Below are 24382 nucleotides of genomic sequence, written 5' to 3'. Positions count from 1 at the left end.
AGAAAATTCCCCAAGCTCCCTCTCTGTCCAGCAATGCTCTAAAGTTGATAAATATCAATCTAACAAAAACTCAAAGCCCTATTGTACAAACTTTACAAGCATGAGTTGTTGATAGTTTTGCATGACAGGTTCGGTAGAGCCCTTTTTCTTGTTCTATGTCAATCTTATAATTCATTTGAGAATTACCTATGGGATGACCTGCTGTCTTGATTATATGAGACTTTATAGCCGCTCTTGTCGGTTGGATTGACCTAAGGAAACCCAGTACACATTAGATAGGGTTTGCCGAAAAAGCTTTTCGTGGGGTTAGGAGTCAGTCCCGATGAAAAAATTTTCACCCCCACAGATGAAAGAGGTTTCTTTCCCTACACCCTCTTTCAAGTCAGTCTTCAGTATCCAGTATTCAGTGATCAGATGCGGGTTTTTCAGTTCACTGTTCACAGCGAAAAACTCCCCACTTCCCCACTTCCCCAATCCTCTATACCTTTTAAACAGGATTTAGTATTAGCCTGTATCAGCATTTCTGATTCTATAGTTAAGTTTGGCTAATAACAACTTATTTTTAGTCGCTTGTCAAGCCCCTATTATAATTTTTAATCTTTGATCCTTAGTCCGATTTAACATTGATATTAAAAATCTAGTTTTTTGTAGCGAAGAAAACAGTTTTATTAACCATTATCTGCATACATAGAGGGAAATCGAGGAAGGCTGATAATCCCTGAAAGCCTTGTCAATACTAGCATTATTCCCCCTCGAAATTTCACTAATTCCCTAAGTTTTCCTAATCTTGCCCCCCTCTAGGAGACAAAAAATTAAAAACTTTTCATCCTAACTTAGTTTTTAGCGCAAGTCAACCCTTTATTTAAATTTTTGATTCTCTTGCCCGATAACGATATAAATTCTCGTAATGACCAACCAATTTTCCGTGATAGGGTTGAACAGAACGCAACCAAGTTAGCTTTGCAAGCAAAAAGGAATGTTAGCAAATTCCTTCAGCTTTGCATTGGGAACTTGCTAACGCACAATAAGAAAGTCTATGAATAAACAACTGATCAACAAACTACAAGCTGTAACTGCCCTTACCGTAGTGGGGACTACAGCCTCGATAATTTGTTCCCAGACAGCAGGACACAGCAACAGCCTGACGGATATTAGCGTAGGTCGTCAAACTGTTATCGAGTCAACTACTCAAACCGTTCTGTCCGCTTTTTCTAATAGTCGAACATTCGATTCAGATATTAAAGTATCACGTTCGGTTCAAGATAATGCTAACGAAATTCTAAAAACTTTGGAGTCCCTAGTGGACAAAGAAAATACCGTCCCAGCAAGCGTTACACCCCGAACCCAAGAGGCCATTCCTTCGACGATACAACCCCAATCACAACCCAATCAAGTCAAGCCGGTTCCGGCCAGCAATCCTGCCTCAGTGACAACGCCGGAGAAGCCAAAAACAACCCAAGGGACAAAAACCAGCAGTCGCCCCCGTAAACGGGGAATGGCCTCTTGGTATGGTCCTGGTTTCCATGGTCGTCGCACTGCTAGTGGTGAGACTTTTAACTCTAGTGGTTTAACTGCCGCTCATCGCTATCTGCCTTTCGGCACTAGGGTTAGGGTAACTAATCTGCGTAACGGGCGATCGGTGGTGGTCAGAATTAACGATCGCGGTCCGTTTAGCGGTGGTCGCGTCATCGACCTCTCCAGAGGTGCGGCAGCGATTATCGGTGTCTTCCAATCGGGAGTTGCCCCAGTGGTCTTGGAAGTTTTAGGCAGATAATCAGTGATCAGTGATCACTGATCACTGATCACTGATCACTGCTATAGTGATCCTATTGGGATTTGACGGGGTTTATGTTAGAAATTAACGATTTATCGGTTAATTATGGCGGAATAAAGGCATTACAGCAGGTTAGTTTAAGGGTAGAAACGGGGGAAATTGTCACCCTGATTGGAGCGAACGGAGCAGGAAAAACGACGACTCTAAAGACGATATCTCGGATTTTAACGGCAAAGACGGGGCGAATAATCTATCAGGGTCAAGATATTACCCATTTACCGCCCCATGAAATCGTTAAACGGGGAATTGCCCATAGTCCGGAAGGTAGAAGAATCTTAGCTCGTCAAACAGTCTTGACAAATTTGCAGTTAGGTGCTTATACGAGAAGCGATCGCCTAGGAGTAAAAAGCGATATCGAAGAGCAGTGGCAACTTTTTCCCCGACTATCGGAGCGCCGAGAGCAGTTAGCGGGAACCCTAAGCGGTGGGGAACAACAGATGCTGGCGATCGCCAGAGCTTTAATGAGTCGTCCCAAGTTATTGTTACTAGACGAACCCAGTTTAGGACTAGCGCCGCAGATAGTGCGAGAAATATTCAGTATCATCCGTAAATTAAACGAATCGGGAGTAACTATCCTGTTAGTGGAACAAAACGCTAATTTAGCCCTAGAAACTGCCAATCGCGGCTATGTTTTGGAAGCGGGACGCTTGACTATTGCGGGAGAAGCCGGGGATTTACTCAGGGATGAGCGGGTCAAACAGGCCTATTTGGGTTAATCGATGATGATGCGGCAACTATAGATAAAATCCTATGGTAAAGGTAGGAGAAAAAATATTCACAAAATTTTACAAAGTCGCATAAAATGAACACATAACGAAATAGGTATTTTTTCTTACTGCCATGCTAACGGCTAACTTCCCCTGGCTCACTGCCATCATTTTGCTACCCTTGCTTGCCTCCTTCCTAATCCCTGTAATCCCCGACAAGGAAGGAAAAACCGTTCGTTGGTTTGCTCTTGGAGTCGGACTAGCAGACTTTATATTAATGTGCTACGTCTTTTTACAAAAATATGATTTAAGCAACCCCAACCTACAATTAGTAGAAAAAATCGATTGGGTTCCCCAAATTGGTTTAAGTTGGGCGGTGTCGGTGGATGGTATCTCGGCACCGTTAGTTTTATTAGCAGGATTGGTGACAACCCTTTCTATCTTGGCCGCGTGGCAAGTGGACCGCAAACCCCGTTTATTCTACTTCCTGATGCTGTTGCTCTACGCCGCTCAGATTGGTGTTTTCGTCGCCCAAGATTTATTATTATTTTTCTTAATGTGGGAAATCGAGTTAATTCCCGTTTATCTACTCGTTTCCATCTGGGGTGGTCAAAAACGTCGTTATGCCGCCACTAAATTCTTACTCTACACCGCCGCCGCTTCTATCTTCATCCTCGTTGCCGGTCTGGCCATGGCCCTTTACGGTGGTGGTACGATGACCTTTGATATGGCGGAATTAGGATTTAAAGATTATCCCCTCGCTTTAGAATTAGTCCTTTACGCTGGTTTATTAATCGCTTTCGGTGTCAAACTCGCTATCTTCCCCCTCCATACTTGGCTCCCTGATGCTCACGGTGAAGCTTCTGCACCTGTATCGATGATTCTCGCTGGTGTTCTCCTTAAAATGGGTGGTTATGGTTTAATCCGCCTTAATATGGGGCTTCTACCCGATGCACATATCTACTTTGCTCCGATTCTAGCGATTCTCGGTGTCGTCAATATTATCTACGGTGCTTTCGCTTCCTTCGGTCAACAAAACATGAAACGCCGTCTCGCTTATTCCTCGGTCTCACACATGGGATTCGTCCTTTTAGGGATTGCTTCCTTTACCGATGTGGGTATTAGCGGCGCTATGTTACAAATGCTCTCCCATGGTTTAATTGCCGCCGTCTTATTCTTCCTTGCTGGTGTCACCTACGACCGCACCCATACCTTAGCTTTAAACGAGATGGGTGGGATTGCCCAAGCGATGCCGAAAGTCTTCGCTCTCTTTACTGCCGGCGCCATGGCTTCCCTAGCTTTACCCGGAATGAGCGGTTTTGCCAGCGAAATTACTGTATTCATCGGTGTCACTAGCAGTGACGTTTATAGCCAAACCTTCCGGGTTGTGACTGTCTTCCTCGCTTCCGTTGGTTTAATCCTCACCCCGATTTATCTACTCTCCATGCTTCGTCAAGTTTTCTACGGAGATGGTTCTTCCTGCGATATTACTAACATTACCCCCAACAAAAGCAACGAACAAGCAGTTTGTTTTGGTACTAGCTGTGTCCTTCCTGACGAATCAGAATATATTGACGCTAAACCCAGAGAAATCTTTATCGCTGTCTCTTTCCTCGCTTTGATTGTCGCTATCGGTTTTTATCCCCAACTGGCTACCCGTATCTACGATGTGAAAACGGTGGCAGTTAACTCGGAAGTGCGTCAAGCTTACACAGAAATCGCCGCTACTCGTCAAAATATCTACGCTGAAACTCAACCGGACGTAAGCGCCAAAGTTGCCAGTATATTCCAATAAATTGGCAAGTCCAAAGTGAATAGGTTATCAGGAGTGGAAATTCTGCTCCTGATTTTTTTTGGCGAGGAGAAAGATGCGAGCATTTATACTAAAATCTAAGGTAGCCGGTTTAATATCGTCTCTGGGATCAAAACGGAAGCTTAGAATAGAGAAAATATGTGGACTTTTATTGATTTATTTGCCGGTATAGGAGGATTTAGAATCGCCCTAGAAAATCTCGGTTGTCAATGCGTTTTTTCTTCGGAAATCGATCCTCACTCCCAAAAGGTTTACTTGGCTAACTATGGTCATTTACCCGATAATCAAGACATCAGAAAATTAGAGGCAAAAACTGTCCCCGATCATGATATACTCTGTGGCGGTTTTCCCTGTCAAGCGTTTAGTATCGCCGGCAGAAAACACGGTTTTGAAGATGCACGCGGAACCTTATTTTTTGAAGTTGCCCGGATCCTACACGAAAAGAAACCGAAAGCTTTTATCTTAGAAAATGTCCAGGGTTTAGTCCATCATGATCGAGGTAAAACTTTAAAAACTATTTTAGATATACTAGAAAAGGATTTGCATTATTTTGTCCCTAGTCCCCAGATTTTAAATGCCAGATATTTTGGGGTTCCTCAAAACCGTCCCCGAATTTTTATCGTCGGTTTTCGAGAGGATTTAAATATTTACCATTTTTCCTATCCTCAACCACCCCATCAAGAAACTTGTCTCAAAGATATCCTGGAAGAAAAGGAAGTCAGCGTTAAATATTATCTCTCTAATCAGTATTTAGAAACTTTGTTTAAACACAGGGCCAGACACGAAAATAAAGGTAATGGGTTCGGTTATGAGATTATTTCTCCCGATGGTATCGCTAATGCTATTGTGGTGGGAGGTATGGGAAAAGAAAGAAATTTAGTTATCGATCAAAGACTGACTAATTTTACTCCCGTTACTCGCATTAAGGGAGAGGTAAATAAATTATTCGTCCGCAGAATGACCCCCAGAGAATGGGCAAGATTACAGGGATTTCCCGATAGTTTTCAGATTGTTGTTAGCGATGTCCAAGCTTATAAACAGTTCGGCAATTCTGTGGCTATTCCCGTGGTAAAAGCGGTGGCAAAAGAGGTGATTAAAGCTTTAGATTTATCCAGAAATTCTCAAGAAAATATCAGGGTTAGAGACCTACAGGGAAAACAATTAGAACTATTGTCAATCTGAGGAACAATAACAATTTTTTCTAGGGGTTTGGGTATAGGACAGCGTTTCTTATCAAGATGAAGTATAACCTAATTTGCTATGGACGACCGACGACCGGCTCCCCAAAACCAAAACTTCCTATCTCACCGTTAAGATAACTGCTATAATAATGGTTAATTATTTAATCAATGCGATTGCCGTTTATGCTGAAGTCTGACTGGATTAAATTAATCAATGCTATTCGTCTCCGAAAAAAAGAATATAATGGCACGGATGGAGATATTCATTATAGCTTCTATTACAAGAAAACTTCTAACAATAGAGACTATGGAGAGGGGGGAGATATGGTTGATTTAAGTTATGATGAGTGTTCCTTGGGATTGAGATATAAAGGAGATAGATTTGTTTTAACGTCTGTCTATGGTCATACCGTATGTTGTCGTCGTCCTAAATACGATAGTTATGTGTTAGAAAAAATACAAAAATATCATTCTAGAGAAGAATTTATACCTCATATATGTCCTGGTCATCCCACTACAGCTTCTGGTTGCAGTTTTAGCAATGATAATGACTTTTTCTATTATGCGGGTTTTTATACCGCCGCTTTTTTATACGCTTTTGATGTCAAAGATACTAAGCTACAATTAATTGACAAAGAATGGATTGTTTTTGATTCTAAATTCGGCTATTTTGATTTTGCCACCTATTTTTCTAATCATCAAGTTATCCCGATTAAATTACCGATCCCAAAATTTATTGATCCCAATCATACATCAGTATTAAAACTAGCAGAAGGGGTAGAAATAAACGATCAAGATCATACTAATTATCAGCAAGCTTCCCAATACTTAGATGAGATCAGAAGGGAAATTAAAGATGGGTTACTTGACCAATAATAGAGTAAATCGGGATAATAAATGCCTCTCTTGTCCTTTGTCTAATAATTTTTACTCATTAAATATCCGTTCCTTAACGAGAGCTTGATTTTTTTCCTACAAATGAGAGATTACCTAACGCACTCTACCTAAAATTTTCTTAATAAATAGGCTATAAGCAATGTTTTTTCTAGCACCAAAATAGGATTCTGACTAGACGCGGTTTTTCCCTAGAGGTAAAAATAGGAAACCAACAGAGGTGATGGTTTTTGGGTTGTGCTTGTTAAAGGTATCTTCCCTATACTACACTTGTAACACCAATAGGTTTAGTATTCGGGAGAAAAAATTATGCGGACAATCACACGCACCACCACTACCGATATGGAAGTCACCAGCATTCGTCTGGAAAGAGTCCTCAAAGACAAGCTGAAAGAGATTTCCGGCAATCAAGGTTATCAAGCACTCATTCGCGATGTCTTATGGAATTTCGTTCAGCAGAAATCAGGAGATTATCGACCGCAGTTTTGTGCTGGTGATATAAGGGCAGTATTTAACGCTACAGCTAGAAAAAATGAGATTTGCGCTCTCACAGGCAAGTTAATCCCCGCTAATGAAACAATGTTGTTAGGTTTGACTATCTATGGCGATTTAGTTCCGTTGAGTATGGATAGTTATGCCAATTTAAAATAAGTTTGACTAGGGTGGGGCAGAATCCGGTATAGTTAGTCCTCACCCAAGGGAAGTGGGAATTATAAATTATAAATTATGAATTATGAATTGAGAGGTGGGGAGTTTTTTGCTGTGAACAGTGAACTGATAACCGATAACTGATAACTGATGACTGAAGCAATTTTACGAGTGGTTTTAATTAATCCGCAAATTCCGCCAAATACGGGGAATATTGCCCGTACCTGCGCCGCAACGAGGACAGAATTGCATTTAGTTGGTCCCTTGGGTTTTGAAATTAGCGATCGCTATCTAAAGCGGGCCGGCTTAGATTATTGGCCTTATGTAAAACTTATGTACCACTTGACAATAGGTAATTTCTGTGCATATCAACAAAAGAGCGGCGGACGAGCGATCGGGTTTACCGTGCGCGGCAGCAGCAGTTATGTCCAGTACACCTATCAAAGCGGAGATTGGCTACTTTTTGGCAGTGAAACCGACGGTATTCCGGCAGATTTATTAAATAAGTGCGATGACACGGTTTATATTCCCATGGCAGAACCGGGGGTGAGAAGTTTAAATCTTTCCGTTAGTGTGGCGATCGGATTATTCGAGGCCAGACGACAATTGGGATTTACTCGTTAGCGGGACATTTGGCTATATAAACAGAGCAAATAAACTAAATTGAGCAAAAAATCAGAAAATTGCTTTTATTTAGCTGATTTTTGCCCATATCAGAAAAAAATAGCGATCACCGTCAATCTTGTCCGTAATAACAGCAAGAAATTATGTGGATTATCCTAGCGCAAATTAATTTTTGTTCCTTTCTAATCCCATAATTTATTGAAAATAAAAAGGCAAGATGAGGCTCATGAATATCTTCGACCTTTCTCGAAAACATTTTGGCAATCTACAGCTTTTTCATCGGCAAAAATCCACCTCTGGCTTAACTCAAGTCGAGATGTTAGTTACCTTAATTTTATTAGGAATTCTCTTAACCATTGCCCTTTCTGTTTATCAGCGTTTAATAGCTTGGATTCGCTTAAATATCGCCACCTTTGAAATATCACAGCAGTGGAAAAATACCCGTTACCAAGCCATGGGAGAAGGTTCTTATCCCCTATCTTTGTGCATGGCAGAAAGTGAAACCGAACAGATTAAAGTGGCCAAAGTGCAGGGGGACGAATGTGAAAATGTCACCGAATGGACTCCCATCACTCGCGGTGTTAGCATCGATACTAATAATTCTACCCTACGCCGAGTTAGTGGACCTGTGGGTAATCAAGGTACAATTTATCGCGCTAGTTGGGCCGATACAAGGGGGGGTTTAGGAGGTTCTTGGGGACAGTTAGGCAGAATTACTTTAGTTGCTTCGGGTACACCCGACAAACGCTGTTTATTTTTATTCCGTGTTGATGGTAGTTGGGATATTCGTCAAGATGATAGATGTGTGCTTTAAAGCTGATTTAAAACTAGGGAATCAGGCGATCGATTTGTTGAGCTAAATCAAAATCTAAGTTACTTAAACCTCCCACGTCATGGGTAGTGAGGGAAAGAGTGACGCGATTGTAATTGATGGTAATATCAGGATGATGACCTAGTAATTCAGCCGGAGTAACTAAGCGATTAACAAAAGCGATCGCTTCGATAAAATTGTTAAATTTAAAAGTTTTTTCAATCCGTTGATCTCGTAACTGCCAGCCCGGGATAGTCTGTAATTGTTGGGAGATTTCTTGATCGGATAAACGAGTAGTGGGTAAAGAGAGGACTAATTCCCCAGTTAACCCAATCATGAAAGCGATCGCTATTGCTAAGAATTGGTTCAACATTGAAGACGCTCCCGTAGTTGTGGTGAGCAGAAAAAGTGATCGATCGGGAGAGCATAAGCCCAAAATCTAACATTAAGAAACACATTACACCAAAATATCGAGAGAGCCACGCTCAAAAATCGAGAATCCCGACAGATAGCCTTTCTGGGGGGAAACTTAAACGGTTTTCAGTCCGTCTGGGATTACACTAGAAAATACTCACTTATTCGATCGAGCCGTTCATGATTATTTCCGTCGTAGCACTGAAGGGAGGGGTCGGGAAAACCACCACATCGATTCATTTGGCCGCCTATTTTCAAGAAAAAGCGCCCACCCTATTGATTGATGCGGATAAAAATCGTTCGGCTCTCCATTGGTCCCGGGAAGATACCCTTCCTTTTATGGTAGCGTCCCAAGCTGGAGCGACGGGACTGGTGAAACAATACACTCATATTATCGTCGATACCCAGGCCCGGCCGGAGCCAGACGAGTTAAAAGATTTAGCTCAGGGCAGCGATTTATTAATTTTACCCACCACTCCCAATCATCTCGATATCGATGTCACCATTAAAGCGGCAGAATTGCTGTCCACGATGACCGATAATTATCGAGTTCTGTTAACCCAAGTGGATTCACGGACAAAAACAGGACGGGAAGCGCGGAAAGCTCTAGAAGAAGCGAAATTACCGCTATTTAAGCGAGAAATTCCCCGTTTAGTCGCTTTTGAACGAGCGGCCGAAAAGGGAGTTATCGTCAAAGATTATCCCGACCCCCGGTCGAATTTCGGTTGGCTTTGTTACCAAGCGGTCGGTAAAGAAATTTTTGCCCTAATGACATAAATTGTTAAAAAAGTTAACATTAATATTTATGTCATTTTTCCCCGAAAAGATACTTAATCTGCATGGGGACTTTTTGTAATCTTCCGTTAAGTGTTCACTCCTAAATCCGTAAAGTCTGAGACAATCAAAAAAAGTCTGACTGTAGGAGAACCCTCTATGAAATTGGCCTATTGGATGTATGCGGGTCCCGCTCATATTGGCACTTTAAGGATCGCCAGTTCCTTTAAAAATGTTCATGCTATCATGCACGCTCCTCTGGGAGACGATTATTTTAACGTCATGCGCTCGATGTTGGAAAGGGAGCGTAATTTTACCCCCGTCACTGCTAGTATTGTCGATCGTAATGTTTTAGCCCGGGGTTCCCAAGAAAAAGTCGTCGATAATATTGTTCGCAAAGATCGCGAAGAAAGTCCCGATTTAATTGTTTTAACCCCCACCTGTACCTCCAGTATTCTCCAAGAGGATTTACAAAACTTTGTCGAAAGAGCGCGACAGGATGCCCAAGGAGATGTGCTACTGGCCGATGTCAACCACTATCGCTATAATGAACTACAAGCGGCCGATAAAACCCTCTATCAAATTATCAAATATTATCTCGATAAGGCCCAGAGAAAAGGGGAAATTATCTCCCAGAAAACCCCTAAACCTTCGGTTAATATTATCGGTATTACCACCCTCGGTTTCCATAACCAACATGATCGCACGGAATTAAAGCGGTTAATGGCAGATTTGGACATTGAAGTTAACGAAATTATTCCCGAAGCTGCCTCGGTGGAAAACTTAAAAAATCTGCCCCGCGCTTGGTTTAATCTGGTTCCCTATCGAGAAGTGGGATTAATGACAGCCAAATATCTCGAAAGTGAATTCGCTATGCCCTACGTTGATATTACCCCCATGGGAGTGGTGGAAACAGCGCGCTGTATTCGCAAAATCCAAGAGGTAATTAATGCCCAAGGTGCAGCAGTAGATTACGAAGATTTTATCAATGAACAAACTCTGCATATCTCCCAAGCTGCTTGGTTTTCTCGTTCCATTGACTGTCAGAATTTAACCGGGAAAAAAGCGGTGGTTTTTGGTGATAATACCCACGCAGCCGCTATGACAAAAATTCTCGCCAGGGAGATGGGAATTCATGTGGTTTTAGCGGGTACTTATTGCAAGTATGATGCGGATTGGTTCCGGGAACAAGTGAGTGAATATTGCGATGAAGTGTTAATTAGTGATGATAATGGGGCGATAGGAGATGCTATTGCTCGATTAGAACCAGCGGCGATATTTGGTACTCAAATGGAACGTCACGTCGGCAAACGTTTAGATATTCCCTGTGGAGTAATTGCCGCACCTATTCATATCCAAAATTTCCCCCTCGGTTATAAACCTTTCTTAGGTTACGAAGGCACTAATCAGATCGCCGATTTGGTCTATAATTCCTTTACTTTGGGTATGGAAGATCACCTATTAGAGATATTCGGTGGTCATGATACCAAAGAGGTAATTACTAAGGGTATTTCGGCAGATTCTGACCTAAATTGGAATAAGGAAGCTACGGTAGAATTGCAGAAAATACCCGGTTTTGTGCGCGGGAAAGTCAAACGAAATACCGAAAAATTCGCCCGCGATCGAGGTATTGGTGAAATAACTTTAGAGGTAATGTATGCCGCTAAAGAATCCGTAGGAGCTTAATTATTTCTTAGGGCTGAAAGTTAACAGCATTCAGCCCTATTTTTTAGTTATCTACTTAATCCCTTAAGTATTCTTTCCTCTACTCCTTTCCCCTGAATTAAAACCCCAAATCTTCCTAAACCGGTGGGATTTATTAATTGATGTAAGGCATCTCGACGCTGAAATATAGTTAATATATCGATTTTTCCTTGAGAAAGTTCATTTAATCTATCCCCTAATCCCAAAGCCATTAAAAATAATCCTTGCTGAGTAAAACCGAGATTTTTTAAGCCTAATTTCTCCCCTTGACGTTGTAAAGCAGTAAAATCCACATGAGTGGTAATATCTTGTTCTCCTACCCACAAATAAGGATGATCATGACGCTGATGTTGTCGATAACATTGTAGGGTTCCTTGACTTCTTTGGGGATGATAATATTTTTCGGCAGTGTAACCGTAATCTATGGTTAAGATATAACCTCGATCGAGTTTCCGATTAACGGTTTCTAACCAGTCTAAAGCTAATAAGTTTACCTCGGTTTGATAACCCTCCGGATAAAGTGGGGAAGGAATATTTATCCCCACTAAATCAAAATAGTCTTTGATTCTGTCGGTGGATAAATCTGCGATAATCTCCTGAAAAGGTTCCCCCAATCCCAGATAAATTTCTCGCAATTCTCCCGACTCGATCACAACTCGATGGACAGGAAAAGCATCGATTAACTCATTACTAAACACACAACCCACAAGGGAATTATCGTCTAAATTCGGCCAACTTTGCCAAGATACCGGGGAATATCCCGCTAAAGTTGCCCGTTGTCTTTCCCTGAGTTTCTGAGATTGTTCAATAATTATATAACTGAGATTTTCGTAAAAATCAGCATAGCTATCACTTAAATAATCAAGGATATCTTTCGCTAAAATCCCCGAACCTGCTCCCACTTCCACTAAAGTAAATCCAGGCGAATTGCCCAAAAATTCCGCCATCTCGACAAATTGCTCTGCTAACAATTGACCAAAATCTGCCCCTAGGGACGAGGAAGTAAAAAAATCTCCTTTTGAGCCAATTTCTACTTTTCCAGAGGTGTAATAGCCATAATCAGGGTTATAGAGAGCTAAATCCATCCAGCGCTCGAAGCTAATTCGACCCGCTACTGATTGTTTAATTTCCTCTAGGATGATTGCTTCTAAATTCATCTTGATCGGGGAAGTGGGTAAGATTTTTCAGTGATCAGTAAACAGTAATCAGTAAACAGGTATAAAGATAAAGATAAAGATAACTAACTAATTAACTTAAAACTTACATCTGATAACTGATAACTGATCACTGATCACTGATAACTGATTTCCTCTCCGGCATGATAGGAACTGCGGACTAGGGGGCCGGATCTAACTTGGGAAAAACCCATTTTTTGGGCAATTTCTCCCAACTCGCTAAATTCTGCGGGAGTCCAATATTTCTGTACGAGCAAATGTTCCAGAGAAGGACGCATATATTGACCAATAGTAACTCGATCGCAGTCGATCGCGCGTAAATCTGCCAAAGTCTCGATAATTTCCTCTTTTGTCTCACCGTGACCGACCATTAAGCCGGATTTCGTCGGAATTGAGCGATCGATTTCCTTAACATAACGCAAAACCGCCAAAGAGCGATCGTATTTAGCCCCGCGTCTAACCGGCTTTTGCAAACGGCGCACCGTCTCGATATTGTGATTGTAACAGGCGGGTTTTGCCCCCACCACCGTCGCCACCCGTTCCTGTTGACTTCCCTTACCTCCAGCAAAATCCGGGGTTAACACCTCAATTAAAGTGTGGGGATTGAGTTCGCGAATCGCCGTCATCGTCCGCACAAACCAACTGGCCCCGCCGTCTTCCATATCATCTCTGGCTACAGAAGTCAAGACAACGTAACTTAAATTTAACAATTGCACCGCTTCCGCCACTTTTTGCGGTTCCTCCACATCGAGAGGCATGGGTGCATGACCCTTATCCACTTGACAAAAAGCACAGGACCTGGTACAAGTGGGACCCATCAACAAAAAAGTCGCCGTACCTTGGGCATAACATTCGCCGCGATTAGGACAGCGACCCTCCTCGCAGATAGTATGAATGTTCCTTTGTTTGATAATGCGCTGAACCGTGGAAATTTCGCTAGATTTGCCGAGTGAACGCCGTAACCAAGGAGGTAAAGAGGTTATTTCCTCGCGCCACTGTGGGGGTATATTGGACATGAGAAGTTAACTAATGTTGGGGGTTGGGGATTCCAGTTATCAGTTATCACTGGGGAGAAGGGAGAAGGGAGAGAGACGACCGACTCCCCAAAACGAAAACTTTTGATCTCACCCTTAAGATAACTGTCATAAGCTGAGAAAGCGACTCAAGATTATTGTTAATCAAAAAGGAAACTTGGGCAATGGGACGACGGCAACGGGGAAAAATTTTCAATCTGGTCATTCAAGGATTGGTGGGTTGCCTCTTGGTTAGTATTTTTGTTCTTAATCCCCAGCCATCCCTAGGCCAAAATTTTCTGGTTCCATTTGTATCTCCCACGGGTACAAGGATTTTTGTAGCCGGGGATATAGAATATGCTTCCGTGCATCTAGATGGATTTACCTTATTTCAGATTGCCTCCCAAGATTTTACCGCTTCTGAGGCCCGGGAACTCTCCCCGGTAGAAAGACGGGCTAGCCGCATTGAAAGGGGCTTAAATAATATTATCAATCGGGGTTTCGATCCGACAACCCTGCAAGTAAGTACGGCGACTCTCAATAATTTAACCGTGATTGTGGCCAAGGATAACCAGAATTTACCGCAACAGGTAATTCTGACAGTAACAGAAGTTGATGCCCTGATCGATTCTTCTTCGGTTGGCGATTTAGCGGACAGATGGGTTAAAATCATCCAAACAGCTTTGCTCCAAGCTTGGCAAGAACGTCAGCCCGCCCCTCGTCGGCAACAGGTAATGACTGCCACTATAATTATTTTGGGGCTAACTTTCTTAAGCTGGGTATCAATTTGGTGGCAGAAACACCTAAGAAATCGCTTTAATCTCCTCAAAAAACAAGCTAAAAGGCAATCCGATCAAAATTTACCCATAAATTCCCCCCCCAGAAAAGATCGCTCCCAAGAGCCGATTTTAGCCTCTCTAGAAGATTCCTCTAATTTCCGTCAACAGGCTGATATTCAGCGACAACTGACGCTAAATATTCTCTGGAAAAGACTGGCTCTTATTGGACTGATACTGCTTTGGTTTGGCGGAATAGCGGCGATTTTGTATGTATTTCCCGAAACTAGGCTAGAAGGACGCGGAATAATCCGTATTCCTTTACAGATTTTTATCATCTGGTTGCTGATGACATCAGTCAGCAATATGGTTAATCTCTACGTTAATTCCAGACTACGCGAGTGGGTAGAGGAAGGAGCGGTTTTTTCCGAAAATTTGGAAAGGAGGATTCTGCGCGCTCCCACTTTATTAGAAGTTTGGCGACAAATTATCACATTTATCGCTATTTTTCTGGGAATTTTGGTTTTTTTGAGTTGGATGGGCCTTTCTTTCGCCTTTTTACTCACGGGAGCCGGTTTAGTGGGAGCATTGCTCACCTTTGCCTTTCAGGATCTTTTAAAAGATTGGATTAACGGTTTTCTGATTGTCTTTGAAGATCAATACACCGTCGGTGATATGGTCCAGTTTCAGGAGTTTATTGGTTTGGTGGAAAATATGAGTTTGCGAGCGACTCAATTGCGGGCCGCCGACGGACGTTTAATCACTATTGCCCATAACCAAATTATCACCGCACACAACCTCAGCAAAGATTGGGCGCGGGTCGATTTTACCATCGAAGTCGCCTATCAGACCGAGCCAGATCTGGCGATCGCTTTAATGGCAGCCATCGCTGAAAATATGGCTGTAGATCCACAATGGCAAGAAGATATCATCAATCCCGTGCAGGTTGCTGGTGTCAGTCGGGTTTCTCACACGGGAATGGAAATTATGCTCAGAATTGTCGTCAAAAGATTACGACAATGGGACATAGAAAGAGAGTATCGTCGTCGTCTCAAGATTGCTTTTGAGGAGAAGGGAATTCACATCGGTATCCCCCAACAAAGTTTCCTCATAGCAAGAGATAGAGAAGAATTCAAGGGACAGTTTTAAAAGGGAGTGATACTAAATCCTGTTTAAAAGGTATAGGAGAGTGGGGTGTAGGGTGTAGGGTGTGGGGAGAAGGGAGAAACAATTCATAACTTGAGAGTTAATCACACTATTAAAAACGGATTTGTTATCAGTTAGCAGTTATCACTCCGCGTCCTGTAGGGGCGAAGCATTCGGATAGAAAATCTACGGTTTCACCGATAGGTTAGGGACTTGCGCTTTGATAATGTACCTTTTGGGCGAACGCAGTTCGCCCCTACATTGTGGACAAAATCCGTTACTGTAGGGGCGCAAAGCTTGCGCCCTCCGATCGATTGGGATATTATTCCCACGCAAGTCCCTTATTGCCCGAATGCTTCGCCCGTACTTTTTGCCGCAAACCCTAAGTAGAAAATTGCCGTCTTTTCACTGATTACTGATCACTGATTACTGTTTGGTAGGTTTAAACTAGGTTAGGATAGCTAACCTAACCTAGAAAATTTTTAGGAAGCTAAGGCTACCTCGACTATTTGTTGTAGTTCCCCATTTTGATAGAGTTCGATCATAATGTCGGAACCGCCAATAAATTCACCGTTGATATAGACTTGGGGAATAGTCGGCCAATTGGAATACTCCTTAACTCCTTGTCTTAACTCCTGATCTTGCAGAATATCGACAGTTTCGTAGGAAACCCCCAGAATATTGAGAATTTGTATGACGTTATTCGAGAAACCACACTGAGGCATTAATTTATTGCCCTTCATGAACACAAGAACTTTGTTATTCTGAACTAATTGATCGATTCTGTCCTTAGTTTCGGGTGTCATAGGTCTAGTAGCTAGAATTTGAGCAAGAATAGCCAATCCTGAGACGTGGCATATCCTATCAGTTTAGCACAAGCCGTTGAGATAGCCTTAAAAAGGAAGGTCTTCGTCCTCCTCCAAACTCTCTAAAATTTCGTTAACATCAGGTCTCCCGCGCACGATAGTCATATTTTCCAGAGACTTATTAACTTTAGTTTCTACGGCCGAATTTTCTGGCACTGAATAACCCATATTGACCAGTTCACCATCAAAAGATTTCGCTAACTTTTGAGCGGCCGCCAAAATTTCGCTAACATCGACATCTTGATCTAATGTCTCTAAAGATGAATCAAAATTTAAGATTTTTTGGGGCAGTTCTGTGCTAGGAGTTTTTGGGGTTCCCGATGCAGTGATCTTTGCTTCTTTTTTCTCGATAATTGCTTCTTTGACCGGGGGAATATCCACCACGGTCATAACTTTATTTTCGGGAGTTATTGGTGGAGTTGCTGCGGTTTCTGGTGGTGGTTGTATCCTAGCCGCCGGGGATGGGGAAACTTCCGCAGCCATGGCAGCAGTAGCGGAACCTACCTGTAAGTGAACTTTAATCCGGCGCTGAAAAACTGCCTCGAAAGCTGACTCAATATTAGTCAATCGTAGCCGGGCCATTTTTAATAATTGTTCCGAAGATATGCTTAAATAAGCACTCGATTCTTCCATATTAAAAAGACTGCCGTGCTGACGCAAGAGAGTGCGAGTAGTGGGGGGTTCCATTACTTCTAAAACCTGCTGCCAAATTTGTTCATGATTGTCATCACTAGCAACAGTTTTAACCTCAGTTTTCGGCACTGCGACGCTAGTTGTCGGGGTGATAACCGCCGGTTTTATCGGTTCATTAACTGGCGCCGGCGCTGTGATCACTTCAGGGGGCCTCTCGACGCTGGTTTGGGGACGGGAAGGTGCTACCGTGGCAACTAGAGGAATCACCTGTGCTTGCGGTAACAGTCCTAATAGAGTGACTTCTAACCAGAGACGGGGTTGAGTGGTGTTTTTTAGTTGTGTTTCGCTGTCTTTAAGAAGTTGTTGACCGCGGAGAATTTCCTCTAAAGACCAAGTACGCGCTTCCGTACATAATTCCTGCCAAGTGGGAGCAGTGACAGCCACCATTTCTGGACGATTAGGGGCGGTTTTGGCTAAAAGTAGGTTTAAATAGAACCCCGCTAGATTTTGCAAGACGATTAAAGGTTCCTTACCGCGATTCATCAGATGGCGACATTGTTCGATAACTTGATCGGGAATATTGCCATGAATGACTTTAAGTAGGGTTAAGAGGTCTCTTTCGGGGACTGCACCGACTAAATCCCAGACTCGCTCGGCCGTAATCGTTCCTGCGAGTAAACTTAATTGATCGAGGAGACTTTCCGCATCGCGTAAACCACCGTTAGCGATCTGAGCCACTAGGGTTAATGCTTCTAGGTTAATATCGATCGCTTCTATTTGGGCGATTTTTTGTAGGTGTGCCACCATCGCATCGAGAGCAATACGGCGATAATCAAAGCGTTGACAACGGGAGATGATGGTAGGCAAGACACGCTGAGGATCGGTGGTAGCAAGCACAAAAATCACTCGATCTGGCGGTTCTTCCAGAGTTTTCAGCAAAGCATTAAAGGCCGCCGTACTGAGCATATGGCAGTTATGAACTAATAACCCATTGGCAACAAAATTATGATTGTCCTCCACTTCTAGGTCATAGACGCTTTCTGTGTCACCTTCTTGAATCCCTATCACTTCCTCGAAATTTGTAAGCCATTGAGGGGATTGCATAGGGTTGTAAATCGGCAATCCATCGGGCTGTGGCCGATGCTCCCATTTTGAGGTAATGATAGATCTTCCCCGTACTGTGTCGAGTATAGGATAGGCTTTTTGTAGCGTAACCTCTTTGAGTGAGCCAATCGGCAATAAGTTGATTTTCGGGGGGGGAATATCCTTCCGTGTGTAATTGGATAAAACGGCTTCCGTGAGGGGTGATACTGAGTGATCCGTCATCCATATACCACCAAGCCAGTCCTTCGGGCGTGATGTTTTCCAGCCAATTGAGGGAAACAAATTTTCGTTCTCCTTGAGGTCTGACCATCTGGAAAACTTCTCCAAGGCTGGGATGACAAACGCTGCGGGCATAGATTGAAAGTTCTCCATATCCACCGTTGGCAACGATTTGTGACTGAATTTGTAACTCTGGAAGACGACTGGCTTTGTATTCAAGCCATTCTTGTTGTTTACTGCCATGATTCCAGCGTATTCTCGGCCATCGACTGTTTTGGTTGGGGTAATCGATAGTTCCATCTCCGAGTAAAGTCCCGTATATAAGTCCGAGGCTGTTTGAGGACAAAGATTCTCGATGGAACAGTAATTTTTTGGTTCGCTTTTCCCATAAACCGTGTCCTTGTTTGTAAGGATGTCTTTGCCAATAGGATTCAATACTTTTGATCCCTCTGCCTTTTTGTTGGAGAAACAAGGGAATTTCCAGTTTTTCCCCACAGCCACACTGACAAAAGGGCTTGATGGATTCAGCCTGTTGCAAAATAGAGGCCAAGTCATAAACTCTTGTTGCGTTACTATTGCCATAGTTTTGATGCCCTGAAACGAAACGTCGGTTATGTCCATCCCTTCCATACTTAGAGATGAGTTGCCCGCAGCCACATTCACAGGGGATAAGATATGATTGCCGATTTTGAGATTTTTTGCTTGTATCCATGCTTTTTCTGTTCTAATCAAATGATTACCAGTGCAATTAATCGTCCGATTTCTGGTTTGAATGGTTAAAGTTGCTTTTACGCCTCGGTTTAGCCATCGCAGGACTTTTTTATATTCCCACTCTCCGCTGCTCTCGTTGTAACTGAGAACTCGTTTTCCGAGAATCTCAGGATGATTAATGGGGATTAATCCCGTTTCGGTGAAAACAAGGCTATCCCCAGTCAGGCATTCATCGATGACATAGACTTTATAACGACATTGGACGGGGGCAAATTGCGATCGCTCGATAATTTCCCGAATGTTATCCACACCGGTATTACTAGCGGCATCAATTTCGATCACGTCTAGGGCCGAACCATTGGCGATCGCTTGACAGACGGAACATTTACCGCAGGGAATCGGCGTCGGATGGTCACTAGACAGACAGTTGAGGGATTTGGCTAAAATTCGCGCCGAGGAGGTTTTCCCCGTGCCTCTGGGTCCAGTAAATAGGTATGCAGGAGCGATTCGCTCACTGATTAAGGCATTACTCAGGGTCGTGGCGATCGCTGATTGTCCCACCAAATCGGCAAAGGTTTGGGGACGATACTTATGATGTAGAGGTTCGTAGGTCATGACTGGCTGAAAACTTTTTCCGCACCCTAGAGACTACTATTATCCTATGCCGATTCTTTTTCAACACGAGAACAAGTGTATGCTTTTTATCTAGCCAGTTGTAATGCGCGATTTGCATCACAAGAATGGCAATTTAGCTAAGGCTTCTAATAAATTGTATTAATAACTACAATTTCGCCGAGAAAATCTGCGGACTATCTTAGTATGCCTAAAGACAGCGCCACTAATCAGACCAACTGCTTATGACTGAATCTACAAAAACCCAATGTCCTTACTGTGGAGTAGGTTGTGGTTTGACAGTCACCCCCCCCGCGTCGGCCGGACAAGCATGGAAAGTCTTCGGGGACAAGTCCCACCCCTCCAGTCAAGGTATGGTCTGTGTTAAAGGGGCCACCGTAGCGGAATCAATCGATAAAAATCGCCTCAAAACCCCGATGATCCGCGATTCTCTCCAAGAGCAATTCCGTCCTTGTACCTGGGAAGAAGCCCTCGATCGCATCGTTAACCGTATCCAAACTCTAATCGCTCAGGGGGAAAAGGAAAGTATCTGTCTATACGGTTCGGGACAATTTCACACCGAAGATTACTACATCGCCCAAAAACTGGTCAAGGGCTGTCTGGGAGTCAATAACTTTGATGCTAATTCCCGTCTCTGTATGTCCTCGGCCGTGGCCGCTTATCGGGACAGTTTCGGGTCCGACGGTCCCCCCTGCTGTTACGATGACCTAGAATTAACCGATTGTGCCTTTCTGGTGGGGACAAATACGGCCGAATGTCACCCCATCATCTTTAACCGTCTGCACAAGTATCTCAAAGGTAACAAAGAAGCGAAATTAATCGTCGTTGATCCCCGCAGGACAAAAACCGCCGAGGCCGCTAATCTCCACCTAGCCATTAACCCGGGGACTGATATTGACCTATTTAACGGTATTGCTCACCTGTTACTGAATTGGGGGGCGATCGATACCTATTTTATCGATAAATGCACCCAGGATTTCCCCAAATACGCCGAAATTATCCGCCATTATCCCCCGGAAATCGTCGCGCATAAATGCGGTATCCCCATCGACGATTTAGAAAAGGCTGCCCGCTACTGGGCCGAATCAAAAAGAGTGCTTTCTCTCTGGTCGATGGGTATTAATCAATCTAGCGAAGGCACGGCCAAAGCCCGCACTTTAATCAATTTACACCTAATGACGGCTAATATCGGTAAACCGGGGGCTGGTCCTTTTTCCCTAACCGGACAACCCAACGCCATGGGAGGACGGGAAGCTGGCGGCCTCTGCCATCTTCTCCCCGGTTATCGTTCCGTCAAAAATCCCCAACACCGGGCCGAAGTGGAACAAGCTTGGGGTTTACCTGCCGGCCGGATTTCTCCGGTCCCCGGTCGCGATGCTTGGAGTATGATTACTGGTTTGGAGACGGGAGAGGTCAAACTTCTCTGGATTGCCGCCACTAATCCGGCTGTTAGTATGCCTGATCTAGAACGCACCAAGGCGGCCCTGTTAAAATCCCCTTTTACTATCCATCAGGATGCCTACTATCCCACGGAAACCAGCGCCTATGCCCATTTATTACTGCCAGCAGCCCAATGGGGCGAAAAAACGGGAACAATGACCAATTCTGAGCGCATGGTGACTTTAAATAAGGCTTTTCGCCCTCCCGTCGGTCAAGCTAGGGCCGATTGGCAAATTTTTGCCGAAGTTGGTCGCCGTTTGGGGTTTCAGGCACAATTTAATTTTCAGGATTCCGCCGAGGTATATTCCGAGTTTGCCCGCTTGACATATAAACGTCCTTGTGATATAACGGCGATTAATTATGAGCGCCTGGCCGAGACTCCCCGACCGTGGCCCGATTCCATCGATGAAATTTCCGCCCCTAAAACCGCTAATTCCGGGGAATTACTGGATAATTTAGTTAAAGATGAAGATAAAAGCCAAAAAACAGCCGCAAAACGCCTTTATACCGATGGTAAATTTAATACTGCCGATGGTCGTGCTGTTTTCGCTGCCTACCACAGTAAAGGTCTAGCGGAACCCCCGGACGATGATTATCCCCTAGTGTTGACCGTGGGGCGTTTGTACGGTCACTGGCACACCCAAACTCGCACCGGCCGCATCGAGAAAATTGTCAAAATGCACCCCGCACCTTTTCTGGAAATTCATCCCCAAGATGCGGCAAAATTGGGCATAGAAACTGGGGAATGGGTGGAGGTGCGTTCTCGTCGCGGTTCTGCCCGTTTTCCCGCTTTAATTACCAAAGCAATTGCTCCTAATTGTGTCTTTGTGCCGATGCACTGGGGGGCCCTGTGGGCAGAAAATTCTGAGGCCAATAGTCTCACCCATCCGGCCGCTTGTCCGATTTCCCTGCAACCAGAATTAAAAGCTTGTGCTGTCAAATTAATCCCGTTGAAGTCTTTAGTTAATGCCGAATTATCTCCCAGTCAATTTCTGGCAACTCCCTAATCAAATTTGGCTTTCCCTTTGGTTACTTTTGTAATACCAATTCTCCACAATCTGATAGGTAGTTTGTGTTTAAAAACCTCTTGCATAATTAATTTTTCAGTGTTCAAAAACGTCAAAAATAAAGATTAAATGGCATAAAGTCTGTAAATAGACCATTTAACTGATTATTATTCATTCTTAATTCTCCTGACTACTGACTACTGGCTACTGACTCCTAACCCCAACAACAAACTTTTTCAGCAAACCTTACTTATTAACTCAAGACGCATTTTAACCGCCTATCCTTAGATTAGCTGAATGCACTTCTTACATAATTTTTTTATGGTATAATGCGGGGGTACTTTTCTTTCGATTTTTAGATGGAAGTCGAAAACTGGTATCATCTACGTCGCTGCTGTCAGCCTGCTGTTGAATGTCTTGTTCGTCCCGCTGCCAGTCGGTAGCCCCTCTCGAATCACCTCACCATGACGACAACAACTCTGACTCCCGCGCCAGTTCAAGCATCAGAAAATTCCCCAGCACCCCCTGAGTGGGTAGATTGGCAAGTCGCCCATCAAATTCCCGGACGGCTGCGAATTCGCATTCCCCGACTCAATTGGGATGACGAATTTGCCAGACGCTTGCAGCGATCGCTGCTGAGAACCACTGCTATCAGCGAGAGCCGCATCAATGCCGCAGCCTGCTCCCTGATTGTCTCCTACCAGGCGGAAATGCTGTCAGCAACGGCCCTCCTGAATTACTTGCAAGCGGCCATCCTAGCGGCCGGCCTAGAAAGAGAGCCAGATGCAAGCGAGAAAGTCGGGGCTAGGAATCAGGGGACTTGGCCAACTTTAGGGATGCCGGCCTTAACCCTGGCTGTGGCGATCGCTGCTGCTCCCCTAGAACTGCCCTTCTCGATTGTGGGAGGAATTGTCCTTGCGGCTTCAATTCCTCTCTGGCAGAGGGTTAGCCAAGCCCTCACCCAGCAGGGACAAGTGACAATAGACTGCCTCGATCCCCTCTGGTTGAGTTACCAACTGCTGCAAGGTAACAACATCGCTGGCGCACTCGCCCTCAATCTGGCAGCAGTGGGAGAGAGCCTGCGCCAGAGCAAGCTCCAACAGCTAGAAGACGAGCTATACCTGCTGTTCGAGCAAGAAGACGCAGAAATCCACTGGCTCTCTGACCGGCAGCGGTTCGCTCCCGTTCCCGAGGCAGATCGAGAAGGGTGGCTAGATTCCGTCGAAAAAACCGAACTACTCCAGAACCTCAAACCCGTCGCCCAAGGAGCGATCCTACCCACTTTGTTCCTGAGTGGCACTTGGGCAATCCTGACGGGAGACTTGGGGCGTGCGAGTGCGCTGTTACCCCTTGACATCGGGGTTTCTCTGCGGGGCGTTACTCCCTTGGCAGTGGTTTCGCCCCTGACGGCGGCAGCGCGACAAGGCGTTTATATCCGCAATGCCAGGGTACTGGAAAAGCTGGCTCAGATGGATACTCTGGCCTTTACTCGCGAAAGTTTCCAGGACTTGATTACTCCGGAGCTGCTGGTGAGTTGGGGCATCCCTTCTGAGTACATCCACTTCGCCACCGATGCGGCTGCTGTTGAGGGCCTCCAAGAACAGTTGCGCCGCCAAGGTAAGCGGGTGGCTTGGATAACCGACAGTGGTAGTGATTGCTTGGCTGCCCAGGAGGATCAGGTGGTCATTTCTCTAGGGAGAGGGGAATTGGAAGCGGCCGCAGATGTCATCTTGCACAGCCACGATCTCCAGCCCCTTGGCTACACCTTTACCCTGGCGCGGCATACCCTTGCCACTGCCTACGGTAGTTTGGCGATCGCTACTCTGCCCAACCTGTTAGTGGTGGCAGTCGGGGCATTTTGGGGACTTAACCCGGTGGCAGCCGCCGCAATCAACGGCAGTTCAGCCATCCTCGCAGAACTGAACAACCTGCGCTCCCCGAAACCTAACCCCTTAGAAAACGGGTTTCTTTGAGAAACCCGTTTTCTGGATTTTCTGAGGAGCAGACCGCACTATCAAAAAATGCTATAATTTCAAATAAATTGTGTCAATAAATAAGTAGCTGGTTATAATTAAATTAAAAATCGATTTAAGGTTCGAGCCCCCCAAACCACTAGGGAGCATCTCACCTTTGCAATAAGTAGAAATGCTTAATGAGATCAATAAAAAAGTTAAAAAAGGCGGCTCTACCGAACCTGTCATGTAAAACTATCAATAACTCATGCTTGTAAAGTTTGTACACTAAGGCTTTGAGTT

19 protein-coding genes are annotated in these 24382 nt (G+C 44.2%); 14 read left to right on the top strand and 5 right to left on the bottom strand.

Features of this window, described 5'->3' with window-relative positions; translation table 11 throughout:
- The first annotated feature begins 282 nt into the window (after positions 1–282).
- The 9 genes from IM485_RS16695 (at position 283) to IM485_RS16655 (ending at position 8515) form a co-directional block, all read left to right on the top strand.
- Positions 283–549 (top strand): hypothetical protein, encoded by a 267-nt coding sequence (locus tag IM485_RS16695; protein WP_228009690.1) that lies wholly within the window; start codon positions 283–285, stop codon positions 547–549.
- 487 nt (positions 550–1036) lie between these two features.
- Positions 1037–1774 carry a septal ring lytic transglycosylase RlpA family protein gene (locus IM485_RS16690; RefSeq protein WP_287744439.1) on the top strand — a complete coding sequence of 246 codons (738 nt, stop codon included), beginning with the start codon at positions 1037–1039 and terminating at the stop codon, positions 1772–1774.
- A gap of 74 nt (positions 1775–1848) precedes the next feature.
- Positions 1849–2550 carry an ABC transporter ATP-binding protein gene (locus IM485_RS16685; RefSeq protein ID WP_287662446.1) on the top strand — a complete coding sequence of 234 codons (702 nt, stop codon included), beginning with the start codon at positions 1849–1851 and terminating at the stop codon, positions 2548–2550.
- 124 nt (positions 2551–2674) lie between these two features.
- On the top strand, positions 2675–4336 hold the full coding sequence (locus IM485_RS16680; protein WP_149106571.1) for an NAD(P)H-quinone oxidoreductase subunit 4: 1662 nt from the start codon (positions 2675–2677) through the stop codon (positions 4334–4336).
- Positions 4337–4492: 156 nt separating this feature from the next.
- Positions 4493–5536 carry a DNA cytosine methyltransferase gene (locus tag IM485_RS16675; protein WP_287744436.1) on the top strand — a complete coding sequence of 348 codons (1044 nt, stop codon included), beginning with the start codon at positions 4493–4495 and terminating at the stop codon, positions 5534–5536.
- 182 nt (positions 5537–5718) lie between these two features.
- On the top strand, positions 5719–6411 hold the full coding sequence (locus IM485_RS16670; RefSeq protein WP_104397759.1) for a hypothetical protein: 693 nt from the start codon (positions 5719–5721) through the stop codon (positions 6409–6411).
- A gap of 327 nt (positions 6412–6738) precedes the next feature.
- The gene (locus IM485_RS16665; protein ID WP_104397735.1) at positions 6739–7080 is read left to right on the top strand and encodes a hypothetical protein; all 342 of its coding nucleotides are present in this window, start codon (positions 6739–6741) and stop codon (positions 7078–7080) included.
- A gap of 147 nt (positions 7081–7227) precedes the next feature.
- On the top strand, positions 7228–7701 hold the full coding sequence (locus IM485_RS16660) for a tRNA (cytidine(34)-2'-O)-methyltransferase (protein WP_104397736.1): 474 nt from the start codon (positions 7228–7230) through the stop codon (positions 7699–7701).
- A 226-nt stretch (positions 7702–7927) separates the two neighbouring features.
- A complete protein-coding gene (locus IM485_RS16655; protein WP_287744432.1) occupies positions 7928–8515 on the top strand; it encodes a prepilin-type cleavage/methylation domain-containing protein in 588 nt (195 codons plus the stop codon).
- A 13-nt stretch (positions 8516–8528) separates the two neighbouring features.
- Here IM485_RS16655 and IM485_RS16650 read toward each other — a convergent pair whose 3' ends face one another.
- The gene (locus IM485_RS16650) at positions 8529–8885 is read right to left on the bottom strand and encodes a 4a-hydroxytetrahydrobiopterin dehydratase (protein WP_287744430.1); all 357 of its coding nucleotides are present in this window, start codon (positions 8883–8885) and stop codon (positions 8529–8531) included.
- A 221-nt stretch (positions 8886–9106) separates the two neighbouring features.
- On the opposite strand from IM485_RS16650, the gene IM485_RS16645 reads away from it, so the two are divergent.
- Both IM485_RS16645 and bchB read left to right on the top strand, forming a co-directional pair.
- Positions 9107–9703, top strand: coding sequence for a nucleotide-binding protein (locus IM485_RS16645; RefSeq protein ID WP_002740297.1), 597 nt, complete (start codon positions 9107–9109; stop codon positions 9701–9703).
- A gap of 156 nt (positions 9704–9859) precedes the next feature.
- The gene (gene bchB / locus IM485_RS16640) at positions 9860–11386 is read left to right on the top strand and encodes a ferredoxin:protochlorophyllide reductase (ATP-dependent) subunit B (RefSeq protein WP_104397739.1); all 1527 of its coding nucleotides are present in this window, start codon (positions 9860–9862) and stop codon (positions 11384–11386) included.
- Positions 11387–11433: 47 nt separating this feature from the next.
- Here bchB and IM485_RS16635 read toward each other — a convergent pair whose 3' ends face one another.
- Positions 11434–12561 carry a class I SAM-dependent methyltransferase gene (locus tag IM485_RS16635; protein WP_287744424.1) on the bottom strand — a complete coding sequence of 376 codons (1128 nt, stop codon included), beginning with the start codon at positions 12559–12561 and terminating at the stop codon, positions 11434–11436.
- A gap of 134 nt (positions 12562–12695) precedes the next feature.
- Positions 12696–13595: a lipoyl synthase gene (gene lipA, locus IM485_RS16630; protein WP_287744421.1), complete on the bottom strand. Its 900-nt coding sequence runs from the start codon at positions 13593–13595 to the stop codon at positions 12696–12698.
- 182 nt (positions 13596–13777) lie between these two features.
- Between lipA and IM485_RS16625 the strand changes: the two genes are divergently transcribed.
- Positions 13778–15517: a mechanosensitive ion channel family protein gene (locus IM485_RS16625; protein WP_287744418.1), complete on the top strand. Its 1740-nt coding sequence runs from the start codon at positions 13778–13780 to the stop codon at positions 15515–15517.
- A gap of 479 nt (positions 15518–15996) precedes the next feature.
- On the opposite strand, the gene grxD is transcribed toward IM485_RS16625, so the two are convergent.
- Together grxD and dnaX are read right to left on the bottom strand one after the other, a co-directional pair.
- On the bottom strand, positions 15997–16320 hold the full coding sequence (gene grxD / locus IM485_RS16620; protein ID WP_002770648.1) for a Grx4 family monothiol glutaredoxin: 324 nt from the start codon (positions 16318–16320) through the stop codon (positions 15997–15999).
- 87 nt (positions 16321–16407) lie between these two features.
- Positions 16408–19662, bottom strand: coding sequence for a DNA polymerase III subunit gamma/tau (dnaX, locus tag IM485_RS16615; protein ID WP_353846021.1), 3255 nt, complete (start codon positions 19660–19662; stop codon positions 16408–16410).
- 242 nt (positions 19663–19904) lie between these two features.
- Here dnaX and IM485_RS16605 point away from each other — a divergent pair, with 242 nt between their 5' ends.
- On the top strand, positions 19905–22127 hold the full coding sequence (locus IM485_RS16605; RefSeq protein ID WP_104397743.1) for a molybdopterin oxidoreductase family protein: 2223 nt from the start codon (positions 19905–19907) through the stop codon (positions 22125–22127).
- A 464-nt stretch (positions 22128–22591) separates the two neighbouring features.
- Positions 22592–24100, top strand: coding sequence for an HMA2 domain-containing protein (locus IM485_RS16600; RefSeq protein WP_104397744.1), 1509 nt, complete (start codon positions 22592–22594; stop codon positions 24098–24100).
- The last annotated feature ends 282 nt before the right edge of the window (positions 24101–24382 follow it).

It is taken from the genome of Microcystis sp. M169S2 (assembly GCF_020245865.1).
GTDB lineage: Bacteria > Cyanobacteriota > Cyanobacteriia > Cyanobacteriales > Microcystaceae > Microcystis > Microcystis ichthyoblabe_A.
Note: the sequence above shows the minus strand (reverse complement) of the source record. Positions and strands in the feature narration are given on the sequence as shown.

What these genes read in the sequence shown, in the direction of transcription:
- IM485_RS16685 (WP_287662446.1), top strand. Translation starts at nt 1,849, where the DNA reads ATGTTAGAAATTAACGATTTATCGGTTAATTATGGCGGAATAAAGGCA.
- bchB (WP_104397739.1), top strand. Translation starts at nt 9,860, where the DNA reads ATGAAATTGGCCTATTGGATGTATGCGGGTCCCGCTCATATTGGCACT.
- grxD (WP_002770648.1), bottom strand. Translation starts at nt 16,320, where the DNA reads ATGACACCCGAAACTAAGGACAGAATCGATCAATTAGTTCAGAATAAC.
- IM485_RS16655 (WP_287744432.1), top strand. Translation starts at nt 7,928, where the DNA reads ATGAATATCTTCGACCTTTCTCGAAAACATTTTGGCAATCTACAGCTT.
- IM485_RS16625 (WP_287744418.1), top strand. Translation starts at nt 13,778, where the DNA reads ATGGGACGACGGCAACGGGGAAAAATTTTCAATCTGGTCATTCAAGGA.
- dnaX (WP_353846021.1), bottom strand. Translation starts at nt 19,662, where the DNA reads ATGACCTACGAACCTCTACATCATAAGTATCGTCCCCAAACCTTTGCC.
- IM485_RS16650 (WP_287744430.1), bottom strand. Translation starts at nt 8,885, where the DNA reads ATGTTGAACCAATTCTTAGCAATAGCGATCGCTTTCATGATTGGGTTA.
- IM485_RS16670 (WP_104397759.1), top strand. Translation starts at nt 5,719, where the DNA reads ATGCTGAAGTCTGACTGGATTAAATTAATCAATGCTATTCGTCTCCGA.
- IM485_RS16680 (WP_149106571.1), top strand. Translation starts at nt 2,675, where the DNA reads ATGCTAACGGCTAACTTCCCCTGGCTCACTGCCATCATTTTGCTACCC.
- IM485_RS16645 (WP_002740297.1), top strand. Translation starts at nt 9,107, where the DNA reads ATGATTATTTCCGTCGTAGCACTGAAGGGAGGGGTCGGGAAAACCACC.
- IM485_RS16675 (WP_287744436.1), top strand. Translation starts at nt 4,493, where the DNA reads ATGTGGACTTTTATTGATTTATTTGCCGGTATAGGAGGATTTAGAATC.
- IM485_RS16690 (WP_287744439.1), top strand. Translation starts at nt 1,037, where the DNA reads ATGAATAAACAACTGATCAACAAACTACAAGCTGTAACTGCCCTTACC.
- lipA (WP_287744421.1), bottom strand. Translation starts at nt 13,595, where the DNA reads ATGTCCAATATACCCCCACAGTGGCGCGAGGAAATAACCTCTTTACCT.
- IM485_RS16635 (WP_287744424.1), bottom strand. Translation starts at nt 12,561, where the DNA reads ATGAATTTAGAAGCAATCATCCTAGAGGAAATTAAACAATCAGTAGCG.
- IM485_RS16665 (WP_104397735.1), top strand. Translation starts at nt 6,739, where the DNA reads ATGCGGACAATCACACGCACCACCACTACCGATATGGAAGTCACCAGC.
- IM485_RS16660 (WP_104397736.1), top strand. Translation starts at nt 7,228, where the DNA reads ATGACTGAAGCAATTTTACGAGTGGTTTTAATTAATCCGCAAATTCCG.
- IM485_RS16605 (WP_104397743.1), top strand. Translation starts at nt 19,905, where the DNA reads ATGACTGAATCTACAAAAACCCAATGTCCTTACTGTGGAGTAGGTTGT.
- IM485_RS16600 (WP_104397744.1), top strand. Translation starts at nt 22,592, where the DNA reads ATGACGACAACAACTCTGACTCCCGCGCCAGTTCAAGCATCAGAAAAT.